Raw genomic sequence first — 14,604 nt, 5'->3', positions numbered from 1 at the left:
GAAGGAGCGAACAGTGCTTCAACGGGTGGCCTGACCGAAGGCGCAGCCGGGCTTGAGGCCCAGCTTGCCCATCACCATCGCGGCAGGGCAGAAGCCGGTGAAGGCGGACTGCAGCAGGTTGAGGCCAACGAATGTCGTCAGCAGCAGCCACCAGGGCGAAACGAAGTGGGTCAGCAGCACGCTGATCAGGATCATGCTGCCGGCGAAGGCGAACATGGCGCGGTCGATGTTCATGGCGTGGACTCCGGGATTCGGGATTGGGGATTCGGGATTCGTTTCGAGCGCGTTCGACCAAGCTCATGGGGGCGCTCCGGGCCCATGTCTTCAACAGCTACTTCAGGCGTTCGATGCCCAGCGCTTTGAGCACGTACTTTTCGTACACGGGCTCGGTGTTGCCGGACTTCATCTTCGACAGGAAGTACTTCTCGAAGGCGATCTTGGCGACGTGCACCCACTTGCCGACCTTGGCCCAGGTGACGTTGCGCGGCGGCATCTGCGGCAGGGCCACGAAGGCCGCACCGGTGTCGCCCATGTCGGCCAGACAGATCGCGTTCCAGGTGGCGACGGCGTCCGGTGCCCTGCCTTCAAGCTCGGCGCGGATGTTCTCGACAATCGCGGTGACCATCGACTCGATCATGAAGCCGGTCTTGGGCGCGCCGGTCGGCACGGGGGTCGTCTCCACCGGCGGAATCGCCACGCAGACGCCGGCCGAGTAGATGTTCGGGTAGGTCGGATTGCGCTGGTGGCGGTCGATCTGCACGAAGCCGCGCGGGTTGCACATGTCCTTGACCGCGCGCACGGCATCGACGCCGGTGAAAGCCGGCAGCACCATCGAGTACTTGAAGGGCAGGGTGTGCTCGCGCGCCTTCTCGCCGGCCTCGTTCATCTCGTGCACCAGCATCTCGCCGGCGCGCACCTCGGCGATCTTCGCGTTGACGATCCACTTGATGTGGCGCTGGCGGAATTCGCTCTCCAGCAGGCCCTTGCTGTCGCCCACGCCACCCAGACCCATGTGACCGACGTAAGGCTCGCTGCTGACATAGGTGATCGGCACGCGGTCGCGGAGCTTCCTCTTGCGCAGGTCGGCGTCGAGGATCATCGCAAACTCGTAGGCGGGACCGAAGCAGCTCGCGCCCTGGGCCGCACCGATCACGATCGGGCCGGGATCCTTGACGAAGTCCTGGTAGGCCTCCCAGGCCGAGAGCGCGTGCGGCGTGGTGCAGATCGACTGCGTGTGGCCGCCATGCGGGCCGAGACCCGGAATCTCGTCGAAAGCCAAGCGCGGGCCTGTGGTGATCACCAGGTAGTCGTAGGCGAGCCGGCGTCCATCGCCCATCACCACGGTGTTTTCGCCGGGAAGGATCTCGGCCGCGCCGCCGCTCTCGAAGCCGATGTGCTTCTTGCCGAGATAGGGCGCAATGTCGATCTGGATGTCCGAAGGCTTGCGCCAGCCCACCGCCACCCAGGGGTTGGAAGGCGTGAAGGAGAAGTTCGGGCTGTCGCCGACCACGGTAATCTCGTGGTCCTTGCCCAGGCCCGCGCGCAGCTCGTAGGCCACGCTGATTCCGCCGATGCCGCCGCCCACCACGATGATCTTTGCCATGCTCCGTCCCTCCCGGCCGGCTTCATGAGAATGGCGCCGCCCCGCCGGAAGGGCCGCTGCCTCGGATTCCTGTCGTTGCGGCCCCAGCATGTGCCGCTGCCCGACCGTTAGACTTGACCGACGCCAATTTAGTGTTTTCTAATATTAGCGTCAACTGATATACGACAGGAGCCGTTCATGTCCAAGTCCCCCGCCGAACTGGTCGCCGAAGCCCGCGCCCGCATCACCGAAGTCAGCGTCGAGGCGCTGGCAGCCGAGGCCCCCGGCAGCTACGTATTGATCGACGTCCGTGAGCCGGGCGAGTTCGCCACCGGCCACATCGCTGGCGCCATCCCCATCCCGCGCGGCGTGCTCGAGTTCCAGGTCGAGGCCAACCCCGCGATCGCCTGCGTCACCGAGCCCGCGCTGGCCGTACGCGAGCAGCCCATCGTTCTCTACTGCCGCACTGGCGGGCGCTCGGCCCTGGCCGCGGAAAGCCTGCAGAAACTCGGCTTCACCCGCGTGCGCTCGCTGGCCGGCGGCATCACCGCCTGGACGGCGGCAGGCAAGCCGGTGACGCAGCACTGAAGAGCCGGGATTTGGGATTCGGGATTCGGGATTCGTGAGAGCCGGGCACCTCCGGCGCGGTGGGCTGAAGGCCGCGCGAAGGCTCGGGCTCCACAGAGGAGCGCAGACGCTCTACTCTCGCGCGCCGGCAGATCCGGTTTCCTGGAGTTGCGAGCCAGACCCTCTGGCGCGAAGCGAGCGGAAGCCTCACTCGCGAATCCCCAATCCCCAATCCCCAATCCCCGCTCTCAAGCCATGACTCCACTCGCCCCCACCGATGCCGAAGAGATGCGCAGCCACGCCACCGATGCGGCGCAACTGCTCAAGGCCATGGCCAATGAGAAACGGCTGATGATCCTGTGCATGCTGGCCGGCGGCGAACAGGCGGTGTCGGACATCAACGCTGGGATGGAACTCTCGCAGTCGGCGCTCTCGCAGCACCTCGCCGTGCTGCGCGAGGAGGGGCTGGTGCAGACGCGGCGTTCGGCGCAGACGATCTACTACTCGCTGTCGCCAGGCCCGGTGCAGGACATCATCGCCGTGCTGCACCGGATCTACTGCGTAGCGCCCTGAACAGCGCTGCCGGCGGGCACCGCTCAGCGGCCGCCGAACGTCTTGAGTCCGCGCGGGCGACGCCACCACAGGAAGATCGCGAGCGGCAGCAGGACCAAGGGCGCGCCGTGCAGGCTGCCGATCCAGCCCGCCTGCGATTGCAGCAGACGCTCGACGGCCAGCGGCCCGCCCTCGACCACGCGCGGCAGGTCTTCGATGTTGCCCTCGGCGAACGCCACCAGACTGTCCTGCAGGCCCAGGGGCCGGCCGAGGTTTTCGCCAATCAGCAGCCAGGTGTAGGCCAGCGGCGCCTGCATCGGCAGAGGCTGGCGCACGATCGGGCCCAGCGTGGGCGAAAGGCCGACGCCGCCCCAGAACGCGGCGTTCAGCGCCAGCGTGAGCGCAAACAGCAGGCTGGCAAGGGCATGGGCACGGATGCGCATGGTGCGGCCTTGAAGTCAGGGCAAGGGGCGCCGAGTATGACGCCAGCGCCATGCCACATGACAACTGTCATGGTGCAGCGCTGACAGCCGCCACTGCAGCACTGCGGGCGTAACCCGGAAGCTTCCTCCCATGCCGATTCGCGCAGGGAGGAGCCCATGACTACGCCAGACCCGATCGCCCGACTCCGCGGCGCATACAAGCGCTACGGCGCCATCACCGCCCTCGACGGCATCGATCTGCAGCTGCGCCGCGGCGAGTTGCTCGCCCTGCTGGGCAGCAATGGCGCCGGCAAGAGCACCGCGCTCGGCCTGCTCACCGGCCGCCTCGCCGCCGATGCGGGCGAGGTCAGCCTGTTCGGTGCCGATCCTCGCGAAGCCTCGGCGCGTCGCCGCATCGGCGTGATGCTGCAGGAAGCGCGCCTGCCCGAAACCCTGCGTGTGCGCGAGCTGGTGCATCTGTTCGCCAGCTACTACCCGGCGCCGCGCGCGATCGACGAAACGCTCGCGCTGGCCGGCCTGAGCGAGCTGGCCGCGCGCCGCTATGCCGCGCTGTCCGGCGGCCAGCAGCGGCGCGTGCAGTTCGCGCTCGCCATCTGTGGTGCGCCCGAACTGGTGTTCGTGGACGAGCCCACCACCGGGCTGGATGTCGAAGCCCGACGCGGCTTCTGGCAGGTGATCCAGGCCCTGCGTGAGGCCGGCACCTCGATCGTGCTGACCACCCACTACCTCGAAGAAGCCGACGCCCTGGCCGAGCGCGTGGTGCTGATCGAACGCGGCCGCGTGCTGGCCGAGGACACACCCTCGGGCCTCAAGGCCCGCGCCCAGGGCGCGCGCCTCCGCTGCGTGACCCGGCTGTCGGCCACCGAGCTCGCGGCGCTGCCGGAGGTGCAATCGGTGGAATCCGAGGGCAGCCGCGTGTCGCTCCGCTGCAGCGACAGCGATGCCCTGCTGCGTCGCCTGCTGCACCTCGATCCCGCGCTGCATGGCATCGAGATTCGTCCGCTGAACCTCGAAGACGCCTTCCTCGCCTTGACCGGAGACGCCGCATGAACGCCCTGACCCTGCCTTCGACCCTGCCGATGACGGCGGCGCAAAGCCTGCGCATGTACGCGCTGGAAGCCTGGTACGAGCTGCTGCGCATGGCGCGCACGCCCGCCTTCGTCATTCCCACCCTGGCCTTTCCGGTGGCCTTCTACCTGACGTTCGCCGTGCTGATTCCGGGCCAGTGGGGCAGCTTCCAGAAGGCCACCTATCTGTTTGCCACCTACGGCGTGTTCGGGGTGATCGGCCCGGCCCTGTTCGGCTTCGGCGTCGGCATGGCGATGGAACGCGAGAACGGGCTGCTCGAGCTGAAGCGCGTCTCGCCGATGCCGATCGCCGCCTACTTCGCCGCCAAGATCGCGATGAGCCTGATCGCTGCGCTCTGCGTGGTGCTGCTGCTGAGCGCCGCGGCGATGGGCCTTGGCGAGGTGCGCATGGCCTTCGGCGAGTGGACCCTGCTGCTGTGCGCCTTGATGCTGGGCGCCCTGCCCTTCTGCGCGCTGGGACTGCTGATCGGCAGCCTGGTCAAGGGCCAGGCGGCGGTCGGCGTGGTCAATCTCATCTACCTGCCGATGTCGGTGCTGTCGGGCCTGTGGATGCCGCTGTTCGCCTTTCCCGAGATCATCCAGAAGCTGGCGGTGGTCTGGCCGGCCTGGCATCTGGCCCAGCTGGCGCTGGGCATCAGCGGCCAGATCGAGGGCGTCAACGTGCTGCTGCACAGCGCGGTGCTGATCGGCTTCACCGTGTTCTTCCTGGCGCTGGCTGCGCTGCGGCTCAAGGGGCGCTGAGTCCATGGCGCGCCTCTCCACTCCCGCCCTGATCGCCGCGCTGAGCGGTGTCGCCTTGATCGCCCTGATCGCGCTGAGCGAAGGACCCAAGTCTCCTGCGAAACCACCCGCGCACGATGCCGGCCCCGAGGCCTTCCTGATCCGCGGCGCGCGGGTGTTCGACGGCGACAGGCTCTGGCCGCGCGCCGATGTCTCCGTGCGCAATGGACGCATCGAAGCGATCGCCGAGTCGCTGCCCGCAGATGGGCTGACCGTGGTCGAAGCCGATGGCCAGACCTTGCTGCCCGGGTTCATCGACGCCCATGTCCACGCCTACGGCGAGGCCCGCCGGGAGGCCCTGCGCTTCGGCACCACCACCGTGCTCGACATGTTCGGTGATCCGGCGCTGCTGCAGAGCGCGCGTGCCGAGCGCGAGTCCCTGGGCACCAGCGACCGCGCCGACCTCTGGGGCGCAGGGATGCTGGCCACCGCGCAGGGCGGGCACGGCACCCAGTTCGGCGTTGCCGTGGCCACCGTGGATGCGCCAGAAGCGGCGCAGGCCTGGGTCGCCGCGCGCCGCGCTGAGGGCTCGGACTTCATCAAGCTCGTCCGCGAGGATCTGTCGGCCTATCGCGAGAAGGAACGCATGCCGACACTGGATGCCGCGCGCTCGCAGGCGGTGATCACCGCGGCCAAGGCGCAGGGCCTGCGCGCACTGGCGCATGTGTCCACCGTGGCCAACGCGATCGAAGTGCTGGAACAGGGCGCCGATGGTCTCGTGCATGTGCCGCAGGATGCCGGCGATGACCGCGCACTTGTCGAGGCTGCGCGCGTGCGCAGCGCTTTCGTCACCCCGACGCTGTCGGTCATTGCGGCGTTCTCGGGTGTGGACAGTGACCTCGCCGACCATCCTCGCCTCGCCGAGCGGCTGTCGGCCGGCCAGCGCGAGCAGCTGCGGGGGCGCCCCAGCTTCGGGCCGCTTGCAGCACAGCTCATCGAGCGTGCGAAAGCCCGCGTCGCCGCCCTTCACGCGGCCGGCGTGCCGGTGCTGGCCGGCACCGATGCGCCGAATCCGGGCACCGCGTTCGGCATCTCGATGCACGGCGAACTGGCCCTGCTGGTCGAAGCCGGCCTGAGCCCGCTCGAGGCCCTGCGCGCGGCGACCTCGGTGCCGGCGCAGCAGTTCGGCCTCACCGACCGCGGTCGCATCGGGCCCGGCCTGCGCGCCGACCTGGTGCTGGTCGAGGGTGATCCAAGCGCGGACATCCGCGCCACCCGCGAACTCGTCAGCGTGTGGAAGAACGGCCGACGCGTCGACCCACGCCCGCCTGCCGAATCCGAGGCCAAGCTCGCGCCTGGCCAGCTGGCGGACTTCGACGTGGACGCGCTGCCGCCGAGCTGGATGCCGGCTTCGGACCAGATGCGCGGCGGCCGCTCCACGGCGCGCATCGCGCGCATCGCGGACGGTGCCGCGGACAGCGCCGGCGCGCTGCGCGTCGAAGTCGAGCTCGCCGAACAGGGCACGGATGGACAGCCCGCCTGGGCCGGCGTGTTCTTCAGCCCCGGCAGCGCACCGATGGCGCCGGTCGACGCGCGCGCGGTGACGCGCCTCCACCTCCAGGTGCGCAGCGCCACGCCTCTGCAGCTGCTGCTGTTCTCCGGCGAAGGCGCACCGACGGTGGTTCCGCTTGCCGCGGGTACCGAATGGCGGAGCGTGGAGATCGACCTCGAAAATCTCGCCGGCCTCGACCGCTCGCGCCTGCGCGGCATCAGCCTCAGCGCAACCGGCAGCGGCGCGCAGCGCTTCGATGTCGACCAGGTCGAAGTCCGGTAGTCGCGAAGCCACGCCGCCCGTCCATGCCCACCGCATAGGGTGGGCTCTCGACCACCATGAGCCGAATCCCCGCCATCCCGCCGGCCAGATGCAGTGCGCAGCAGCCAGCTTCGTACCTTGCATGGATGCACACAGGGGCGAGCCCCCCATGCCACGGTGGGCCAGGGCCCACCCTATGGACGCTTCGCTTCCCGCTTCCCGCTTCCCGCTTCCCGCTTCCCGCTTCCCGCTTCCCGCTTCTCGCTTCTCGCTTCTGCTTTTGCTCCTGCGGGCAGGAGCCCGCGCTCTTCCACGGGGCCCCTGGGGAGCGGCGGGAGGCCGTGGACCCGCCCACAGGGGCGGCCGCAGGGATGCGGCCGATGTTCGTGACAGGCCAGGGACGGCCTGTCCACGAACACCCACGGACTCACGCGAACCCTTCGCGCACGGATGCGCGAAGGGCGCGGACGAGGGGTGGCCTTTCTTTGGCCTACCTTTCTTTGGCCACGCAAAGAAAGGTAGGTCGGGCAGCCCGAAAGGCTGACTGAAAGCTCTTGCTCTTGCTCTTCGCTTCAAGCAACAGAGCAACGGAGCAACGGAGCAACGGAGCAACGGAGCAACGGAGCGACCAAGCGAAACCGGGGCGAGCGTCAAGCTCATGGTGGGCCAGGGCCCACGCTGTGACGATCGCAGGGGCCGGCAGCTCGAAGGGCTGATCGAAAGCTCTTGCTCTTCGCTCCGAGCGACCGAGCAATCCATCAAGCAATAACGAGGCAAAGGTGAAGCTCAGGGTGGCCCTGGGCCCACCCGGTGACCGCTCCGACCCGCCCCTTTAGGCTAGGCCCATGAAACCCGCCCTTGCAGGACCACCCCCGCAGCACAGCCTCAACGAACACGAGCCGCAGCGCTGGTGGGGACTGCTGTATCTCATCTTCGTGTTCCTGCCCCTGTTCTTCATCCCGCGCCCCCTCGCCAGTCTGTTGCTGCCCTCGCTTGCGGCCTGCGCGATCTTTCTGCCGCTGTGGCTGCGCTTCACCGCCCCCGCCACCACGGCTCGCACGCGCGACCTGTGCATCTACGGCAGCGCCGCGCTGGGCTATGCGCTGATGACGGTGAATCCGGGCGGCAACACCTTCGTGATCTACGCGATGACGATGGCAGCCACCGCGTGGGCACCCCGGCGAGCGGTGGGCTGGGCCCTGCTGTTCTGGGCGCTCATGAGCGCCCAGTTCTTCTTGCAGATGCCGGACTGGCGGTATGGACTCGGGGTCAGCATCGCGATGGCGATGATCGGCGGCATGGCCAGCGCCGGCATCCTCGCCAGCCGCGCCCGCGAGCGCCATCAGGCGGTGCTGAAACTGAGCCAGGACGAAGTGCGACGCCTCGCGGCTCTGGCCGAGCGCGAGCGCATCGGCCGCGACCTGCACGATGCGCTGGGCCATACGCTGTCGCTGGTGGTGCTCAAGACCCAGCTCGCCCGACGGCTGCTGGCGCGCGATACGAATGCCGCCGAACAGCAGCTGGCCGAACTTGAGCACGCGGCGCGCGGAGCGCTCGACCAGGTGCGCGAAGCGGTCAGCGGCATCCGCGCGGGCGGCCTGCAGGCAGAAATCGCAGCCGCTCGACTGGCCCTGCTCAGCGCCGAAGTGAAGCTGGACGCACAGCTGCCAGCGCTGGAGCTGCCGCCGCCGCTGGACCAGGCCTTCGCGATGGCCCTGCGCGAGGCGGTGACCAACGTGATCCGCCATGCCCGCGCCAGCCGGGTGGACATCGAGCTGCGCCGCGAAGGCGAAGGCGCGAACGCGGTCTGGCAGCTGCAGATCAGCGATGACGGTGTGGGCGGTGCGCGCCAGCGCGAGGGCCATCGCGGCCTGCCGGGCTTCGCCGAGCGCCTGCAAGCGCTGGGCGGCCGCGTCGAGCTGGACAGTCCTCCGGGGATCGGCACGCGCCTGCTGCTGAGCGCACCGGCCACCCTGCCGCAGACCGAAGCGGGCTCGACTTGAAAGGGCGAACGGAATGATTCGACTGGCACTCGCCGAAGACCAGGCCCTGGTGCGCGGCGCACTCGCCGCGCTGCTCGGGCTGGAACACGATCTGGAGGTGGTCGCCGCCTGCGCGGACGGCGACAGCGCGCTGGCCGAGGTGCAGCGGCTCACCCCCGACCTGCTGGTGACCGACATCGAAATGCCCGGACGCACGGGGCTGGAGCTGGCGGAAGCGGTTCGCGCGCTGAACCTTCCGACCCGCGTGGTGATCGTCACCACCTTCGCCCGCGCCGGCTACCTGCGGCGCGCTTTGGAGGCCGGCGTGCGCGGCTATCTGCTGAAGGACGCGCCGGCCGAGAAACTGGCAGACGCCTTGCGCCAGGTGCATCGCGGCGGCCGCGCCATCGACCCGCAGCTGGCGATGACGGCCTGGGACGAGGTCGACCCGCTCAATGAACGCGAGCGTCAGGTGCTGCGACTGGCCGGCGAAGGCGCCAAGAGCGCCGACATCGCCACGCGTCTGAACCTGAGCCAGGGCACCGTGCGCAACTACCTCAGCGAAGCCATCGGCAAGCTCGGCGCCGAAAACCGCATCGAGGCCTACCGCGTGGCGCGGCAGCGGGGGTGGCTGTGAAGCGGGGATTCGGGATTCGGGATTCGGGATTCGACAGAGCAAGATCTCGCGATGCTCGCGCTGACCCGGAAGCTCGCTCTTTGCGAATCCCGAATCCCGAATCCCCAATCCCGGCTCTTCAAAACATCCCCACCTGCAGCTTCGCCGCCTCGGTCATCATCGACTGGTTCCAGGGCGGGTCGAAGACGAGTTCCACATCGGCCTCGATCACGGTGGGAACCAGTTCGACCTTGGCGCGCACGTCCTCGACCAGCACCTCGCCCATGCCGCAGCCGGGCGCGGTCAGGGTCATGCGGATGCTGGCGCGGCGGCTGCCCTCGTCGCTGCTCTCGATCTCGCAGTGATAGACCAGCCCCAGGTCGACGATGTTGACCGGGATTTCCGGATCGAAGCAGGTGCGCAGCTGGTTCCAGACCGCCTTCTCGACGTCCTCGTCGGTGGCGTTCTCGGGCAGCTGCGGCGGCGGCACGATCTCCTTGCCGATGGCGTCGGCATCGACGCCGGCGACACGGAACAGGTTGCCGTCCACGAACACGGTGAAGCTGCCGCCCAGGCCCTGGGTGATGTAGCCGGCGGTGCCGGCAGGCAGGGTGACGCGGTCGCCCTGCGGCACCATGACGACCTCGCAGTCGCGGGAAAACTGGATCGGCTCGGAGCTGCGGCTGTAGGCCATGGGACGATTGTCAGGGTCGGGCGCGAGGGCGGCCGCGTATTCTACCCGGCCATCCTGCTTCGGCCCGCCCTGATTCCGTGAACACCGCTGCTCCTCCTGCCGCGCCCGACCGCATCGGTCTTGGCACTTGGCTGCTGGCTGCGATCAGCGGCAGCGTCGCGGTGCTGGGCCTTGCTGGGGTGTGGGCCGGAGTGTCGCTGCACTTCCGCGGCCCCAGTCTGTGGATGCTGCTGGTGGTGACCCTGGATGCCGCCCTCCTGCTGCGGCTGGCCGGTCTGCCGTCGGGACGCACGCGGCTGGCGCTGGTCGCTGTGGTGAGCCTGCTCACCGTGCTGGCCGCTGCGCTGCTGATCAGCGCCAGCCAGATCGGCATGCAGATGGGCATGTCGGCCCAGCAGGCGCTACCGGCGCTCAGCCCCGGCCTGGTGCTGCTCTACCTGCGCGCCCAACTGGGCTGGCTGGATGCCTTGTGGCTGCTGCCGGCGATTTGGCTGGGCTGGCGCTTCGGCCACTGATCCGCGGCGAGAGGCCTTGGCCTCAGAGCGTGCGAAGAAGCCCAGACGCCGTAGCGAGTGCGCCTCTGGGTGTTCGTGGCAAAGCGCGGCACGTGAATTCAAGGGCGTTTGGCGAGCCAGTGACCGCGGTATTCGCGTAGCGCGCTGCCGCCACGGGCGGCCAGAGGCGGCCGCAGTAGGCGGATGGCTCTCACAGGCTCTCAGTCCGCAAGGAAATCGCGCACGCGCTCGGCGTCGAAGGGCCAGTCCAGTTCGGCGCCGGTGTCCTCGCGACGCAGCACCGGCACGCGCAGCCCGTATCGCTGCTCCAGATCGACATCGGCATCGATCCAGCGCGGTTCGAAGTCACCGGCACGGGCCTGCACCAGCACGATCACGGCCTGGTCGCAGAGGTGGCACTCGTCGCGCTGGAACAGGGTCAGCAGGTGCATGGTCGATCCGTACGGCATCGTCGGGCGAAGCCGCGACCGTACACTAGCCTGCTCCCCGCACACAGCAGACACCGCCCCATGGCCGTCAGCGTTTTCGACCTGTTCAAGATCGGCATCGGTCCCTCGTCCTCGCACACGGTCGGACCGATGCGCGCCGGCGCGCGCTTCGTCGAGCGCTGGCTGGCCGAGCCCGGCGAGCTGCCGCGCGTGGCGAGGGTGCGAGTCGAGCTGTATGGCTCGCTGGCGCTGACCGGCCGCGGCCACGGCACCGACAAGGCGGTGCTGCTCGGCCTCGAGGGCGAACTGCCCAACCGCATCGACCCCGACTCGATCCCGGCCACGCTGGAGCGCATCCGCAGTGCCCAGCGCCTGTGCCTGGGCGGCAGCCATGAAATCGACTTCGTCGAAAAGCGCGACCTGGTGTTCAACAAGCGCCAGAAGCTGCCCTACCACACCAACGGCATGCGCTTCTCGGCCTACGCCGCCGACGACAGCCTGATCGCGACCCGCGACTATTACTCGGTCGGCGGCGGCTTCGTGGTCAACCAGGACGAGGCCGCCGAGGACCGCATCGTCGCCGACACCACCGCCCTGCCCTATCCCTTCCACAGCGGCGAGGAGCTGCTGAAGCTGTGCGAACAGCACGGCCTGAGCATCGCCCAGCTGATGTTCGCCAACGAGCGCGCCTGGCGCAGCGACGAAGAGATCCGCGCCGGCCTGCGCGAGATCTGGCAGGCCATGCAGGCCTGTGTGGCACGCGGCATCCGCGAGCACGGCATCCTCCCCGGCGGGCTGAAGATCGGCCGTCGTGCGCCGGCCATGGCCGCCGATCTACGCAACCGGCCGGAAGCCGCGCTGCGCGATCCGCTGACCGTGCTCGACTGGGTCAACCTGTACGCGCTGGCGGTCAACGAGGAGAACGCCGCCGGCGGCCGCGTGGTGACCGCGCCGACCAATGGCGCGGCAGGCATCCTGCCGGCGGTGTTGCACTACTACGAGCGCTTCGCGCCGAAGGCGGATGAGCAGGGTGTGTTCGATTTCCTGCTCACCGCCGGCGCGGTCGGCATCCTCTACAAGGAGAACGCCTCGATCTCAGGCGCCGAGGTCGGCTGTCAGGGCGAGGTCGGCGTGGCCTGCTCGATGGCCGCCGCGGGTCTGACCGCGGCGCTGGGCGGCACCGTGCACCAGGTCGAGAACGCCGCAGAGATCGGCATGGAGCACAACCTCGGACTGACCTGCGACCCGATCGCGGGTCTCGTGCAGATCCCCTGCATCGAGCGCAACGCGATGGGCGCGGTCAAGGCGATCAACGCCTCGCGCATGGCCCTGCGCTCCGACGGCACCCACTATGTCTCGCTGGACAAGGTCATCAAGACCATGCGCGACACCGGCCGCGACATGCAGGACAAGTACAAGGAAACCTCGCGCGGCGGACTGGCGGTCAACGTGGTCGAGTGCTGAGGCCGATGGCGTTGATCGCGCCCCGAGCGTCGCGCCGCTGCTAGGCTCTCCGCCACCTCCCAAGCCCGATCGCCCTGCATGAGTGACGCGTCCACGCCGCCGCCGACCGCGCTGGCCCAGCTGATCGCGCTGGACGAGGCCGAGCGCCGGCACATCGCCCACGTCCTGCACAGCGAGGTCGGCCAGAGCCTGACCGCCGCCCTGCTCAGCCTGCAGTTCTTCGCCGAGGGCGGTCTGCCGGCGGACGAGGTCGAAGGCGTGGCGGACAGCGTGCGCGAGGCCCTGCAGCAGGTCCGCGCGCTGTCGCTGCAGCTGCGGCCACCGCTGCTGGATGAGATCGGGCTTGAACCTGCGCTGCGCTCCACGCTGGAACAGATCGCGCAGCGGCGCGGCTTCGATTTCGAGCTTGACACCCGCAGCGCCGACACGCCTCCGCCTGCTTGGCTCGCGATCAGCCTGTTCCGCTGGGTACAGGCGCTTGCCGAGGCCACGCCCGAGGGCGAAACCCTGCGGATCGAACTGCGTCAGGAGGCGGGCGAGGTGTCGCTGCGCTTCGCCTTGCGGGGGCCGCTGCCGCCACGCTGGCGCGAGGACAGCGCGGCGCGCGCGCGTGTACTGGGAGCGGACGTATCCGCCAACCACAAGGGCCTGCGCATCCGCTTGAGCACCTGAGCCACCCCGTGATCGCGGACGAAGATGCCGACCCTTCGACGGATGAGCGCGCGCCTCCCAAGCTGGCATCGGCGGCGACATCCAAGCCCTGCTGAGCCCTTACGACACGCAAACGGCAGCGGGCCCGCGCTCGCGCGCGGGCCCGCCGTTTTGAGCACCCGTCGCCGCGCTCAGGGCGGCGACGCGAGCAGGCTCAGATGGCGTCCTTGAACGCCTTGCCGGCCTTGAACACCGGCACCTTGCTCGCCTTCAGCTTGATGGTCTCGCCGGTGCGCGGGTTGCGGGCCTCACGGGCCGCACGCTTGCGCACGGAGAAGGTGCCGAAGCCCACCAGGGTCACGGTGTCGCCCTTCTTGAGCGCCTTGGTGACGGTGGTGGTAAACGCGTCGACCACGGCCGCAGCCTGGGTCTTGGTCAGTTCGGCGTGGTCGGCGATGGCAGCAACAAGCTCAGCCTTGTTCATCGGAAACTTCCTTGCATAGAGGGGCATGGCGCCCAACAGGGGAGAATGGGAAGGCCCTACGCCCTCCGCGTTGCGAAGGCTGCTTCGGTTGCGCGCACAAGTCAACGGTTTTTCGCCGGGAAGCCGCCTGTTTTAAGGGTTTGCGGGTGCAACATGGGTGCTTCCGCGCGCCTTGGCAGGGCGATCGAGGTCGGGGCCTGCCCGCCAGAATCGGCGCAGCCCCCGCGAATCAAGCGTTTAGCGGGGCCGGCAGCGGCTAACATGGGCGCAGCCTGAGAACCCTGCCGCCATGCCTGTCGCCTTCGTCACCGCCATCGATCTGCTCGGCACCTTCGCCTTCGCCGTCAGCGGCGCCACGGCCGGCGTGCGCAAGGGCCTCGACCTCTTCGGCGTGCTGGTGCTGGCCTTCGCCGCGGCCACGGCCGGTGGCATCGTGCGCGACGCCCTGCTCGGCGCCACGCCGCCGGTGGCACTGGTCGATCCGCGCTATTTCGCGGTATCGGCGGCGGCCGCGCTGATCACCTTCTACCGTTACGAACTGATCGAGCGTCTGCGCAATCCGGTGCAGTTGAGCGACGCGGTCGGGCTCGGGCTGTTCGCCGTGCTCGGCACCGGCAAGGCGCTGGCGCATGGCGTCGGCCCGCTGGGCGCGGTGATGCTGGGCGTTCTGAGCGGTGTGGGCGGCGGCATCGCGCGCGACGTGCTGGTCGTGCAGATCCCGGGCGTGCTGCAGCGCGAGTTGTACGCGGTCGCCGCGCTGCTTGGCGCGCTGATCGTGGTGGCCGGCGATGCGCTGGAACTGCCTGCGGCACCCGTCGCAGCGGCGGGCGCCGCCGCCTGCTTCACCCTGCGTTTCTTCGCCATGCGGCGCGGCTGGCAGCTGCCGGTGGCGCGGCCACGACGCTGATCGCGGGGTCCGCTTGAGGCAGGCGGGCGCTCTTTTGCGCTTCGGGTAAATGCCGCATCGCGCGTACTGCCCCACGGCCGTCCCGCTTGCACCGCGAT

At 69.1% G+C, this 14,604-nt stretch carries 17 protein-coding genes; 11 read left to right on the top strand and 6 right to left on the bottom strand.

All coding sequences use genetic code 11. The features are described from left to right. Positions 1 to 18 precede the first annotated feature (18 nt). Together BLP83_RS13375 and BLP83_RS13370 are read right to left on the bottom strand one after the other, a co-directional pair. Positions 19 to 234 (bottom strand): YgaP family membrane protein, encoded by a 216-nt coding sequence (locus BLP83_RS13375; protein ID WP_091243702.1) that lies wholly within the window; start codon positions 232 to 234, stop codon positions 19 to 21. Between the two features lie 97 nt (positions 235 to 331). After that, positions 332 to 1,603: an NAD(P)/FAD-dependent oxidoreductase gene (locus tag BLP83_RS13370; RefSeq protein ID WP_091243700.1), complete on the bottom strand. Its 1,272-nt coding sequence runs from the start codon at positions 1,601 to 1,603 to the stop codon at positions 332 to 334. A 177-nt stretch (positions 1,604 to 1,780) separates the two neighbouring features. On the opposite strand from BLP83_RS13370, the gene BLP83_RS13365 reads away from it, so the two are divergent. Then, positions 1,781 to 2,170, top strand: coding sequence for a rhodanese-like domain-containing protein (locus BLP83_RS13365; RefSeq protein ID WP_091243699.1), 390 nt, complete (start codon positions 1,781 to 1,783; stop codon positions 2,168 to 2,170). 234 nt (positions 2,171 to 2,404) lie between these two features. Further along, the gene (locus BLP83_RS13360; RefSeq protein WP_245680044.1) at positions 2,405 to 2,722 is read left to right on the top strand and encodes an ArsR/SmtB family transcription factor; all 318 of its coding nucleotides are present in this window, start codon (positions 2,405 to 2,407) and stop codon (positions 2,720 to 2,722) included. Positions 2,723 to 2,745: 23 nt separating this feature from the next. Here the strand turns inward: BLP83_RS13360 and BLP83_RS13355 are convergent, their stop codons facing one another. Beyond that, complete coding sequence (locus BLP83_RS13355) at positions 2,746 to 3,144, bottom strand: hypothetical protein (protein ID WP_091243696.1); 399 nt, start codon at positions 3,142 to 3,144, stop codon at positions 2,746 to 2,748. Between the two features lie 156 nt (positions 3,145 to 3,300). Here BLP83_RS13355 and BLP83_RS13350 point away from each other — a divergent pair, with 156 nt between their 5' ends. The 5 genes from BLP83_RS13350 to BLP83_RS13330 all read left to right on the top strand — a co-directional run bounded on the left by BLP83_RS13350 (position 3,301) and on the right by BLP83_RS13330 (position 9,384). Then, positions 3,301 to 4,194, top strand: coding sequence for an ABC transporter ATP-binding protein (locus BLP83_RS13350; RefSeq protein ID WP_091243695.1), 894 nt, complete (start codon positions 3,301 to 3,303; stop codon positions 4,192 to 4,194). Next, positions 4,191 to 4,973 (top strand): ABC transporter permease, encoded by a 783-nt coding sequence (locus BLP83_RS13345; protein WP_091243692.1) that lies wholly within the window; start codon positions 4,191 to 4,193, stop codon positions 4,971 to 4,973. The genes BLP83_RS13350 and BLP83_RS13345 overlap by 4 nt, the downstream gene beginning before the upstream one ends. Before the next feature lie 4 nt (positions 4,974 to 4,977). Then, a complete protein-coding gene (locus tag BLP83_RS13340; protein WP_091243689.1) occupies positions 4,978 to 6,786 on the top strand; it encodes an amidohydrolase family protein in 1,809 nt (602 codons plus the stop codon). Between the two features lie 824 nt (positions 6,787 to 7,610). Then, a complete protein-coding gene (locus BLP83_RS13335) occupies positions 7,611 to 8,768 on the top strand; it encodes a sensor histidine kinase (protein ID WP_091243687.1) in 1,158 nt (385 codons plus the stop codon). 13 nt (positions 8,769 to 8,781) lie between these two features. Next, a complete protein-coding gene (locus tag BLP83_RS13330) occupies positions 8,782 to 9,384 on the top strand; it encodes a response regulator transcription factor (RefSeq protein ID WP_091243684.1) in 603 nt (200 codons plus the stop codon). Between the two features lie 118 nt (positions 9,385 to 9,502). Here the strand turns inward: BLP83_RS13330 and sufT are convergent, their stop codons facing one another. Beyond that, positions 9,503 to 10,057 (bottom strand): putative Fe-S cluster assembly protein SufT, encoded by a 555-nt coding sequence (gene sufT / locus BLP83_RS13325; RefSeq protein ID WP_091243681.1) that lies wholly within the window; start codon positions 10,055 to 10,057, stop codon positions 9,503 to 9,505. A 77-nt stretch (positions 10,058 to 10,134) separates the two neighbouring features. On the opposite strand from sufT, the gene BLP83_RS13320 reads away from it, so the two are divergent. Then, a complete protein-coding gene (locus BLP83_RS13320) occupies positions 10,135 to 10,572 on the top strand; it encodes a hypothetical protein (protein WP_091243679.1) in 438 nt (145 codons plus the stop codon). Positions 10,573 to 10,772: 200 nt separating this feature from the next. Here the strand turns inward: BLP83_RS13320 and BLP83_RS13315 are convergent, their stop codons facing one another. Further along, positions 10,773 to 11,003: a glutaredoxin family protein gene (locus BLP83_RS13315; RefSeq protein WP_091243676.1), complete on the bottom strand. Its 231-nt coding sequence runs from the start codon at positions 11,001 to 11,003 to the stop codon at positions 10,773 to 10,775. Positions 11,004 to 11,081: 78 nt separating this feature from the next. Between BLP83_RS13315 and BLP83_RS13310 the strand changes: the two genes are divergently transcribed. Next, positions 11,082 to 12,464, top strand: coding sequence for an L-serine ammonia-lyase (locus tag BLP83_RS13310; protein WP_091243674.1), 1,383 nt, complete (start codon positions 11,082 to 11,084; stop codon positions 12,462 to 12,464). Between the two features lie 78 nt (positions 12,465 to 12,542). Beyond that, on the top strand, positions 12,543 to 13,136 hold the full coding sequence (locus BLP83_RS13305; protein WP_091243672.1) for a sensor histidine kinase: 594 nt from the start codon (positions 12,543 to 12,545) through the stop codon (positions 13,134 to 13,136). A 193-nt stretch (positions 13,137 to 13,329) separates the two neighbouring features. Here the strand turns inward: BLP83_RS13305 and BLP83_RS13300 are convergent, their stop codons facing one another. After that, positions 13,330 to 13,599, bottom strand: a complete 270-nt coding sequence (locus tag BLP83_RS13300) for an HU family DNA-binding protein (protein WP_091243669.1) — start codon at positions 13,597 to 13,599, stop codon at positions 13,330 to 13,332. A 289-nt stretch (positions 13,600 to 13,888) separates the two neighbouring features. Here BLP83_RS13300 and BLP83_RS13295 point away from each other — a divergent pair, with 289 nt between their 5' ends. Beyond that, positions 13,889 to 14,506, top strand: a complete 618-nt coding sequence (locus BLP83_RS13295; protein ID WP_091243668.1) for a trimeric intracellular cation channel family protein — start codon at positions 13,889 to 13,891, stop codon at positions 14,504 to 14,506. The last annotated feature ends 98 nt before the right edge of the window (positions 14,507 to 14,604 follow it).

The organism is Aquimonas voraii, from assembly GCF_900101825.1.
Classification (GTDB): domain Bacteria; phylum Pseudomonadota; class Gammaproteobacteria; order Xanthomonadales; family Xanthomonadaceae; genus Aquimonas; species Aquimonas voraii.
The sequence above is the reverse complement of the archived record's forward strand: the minus strand, read 5'-3'. Positions and strand labels throughout refer to the sequence as shown.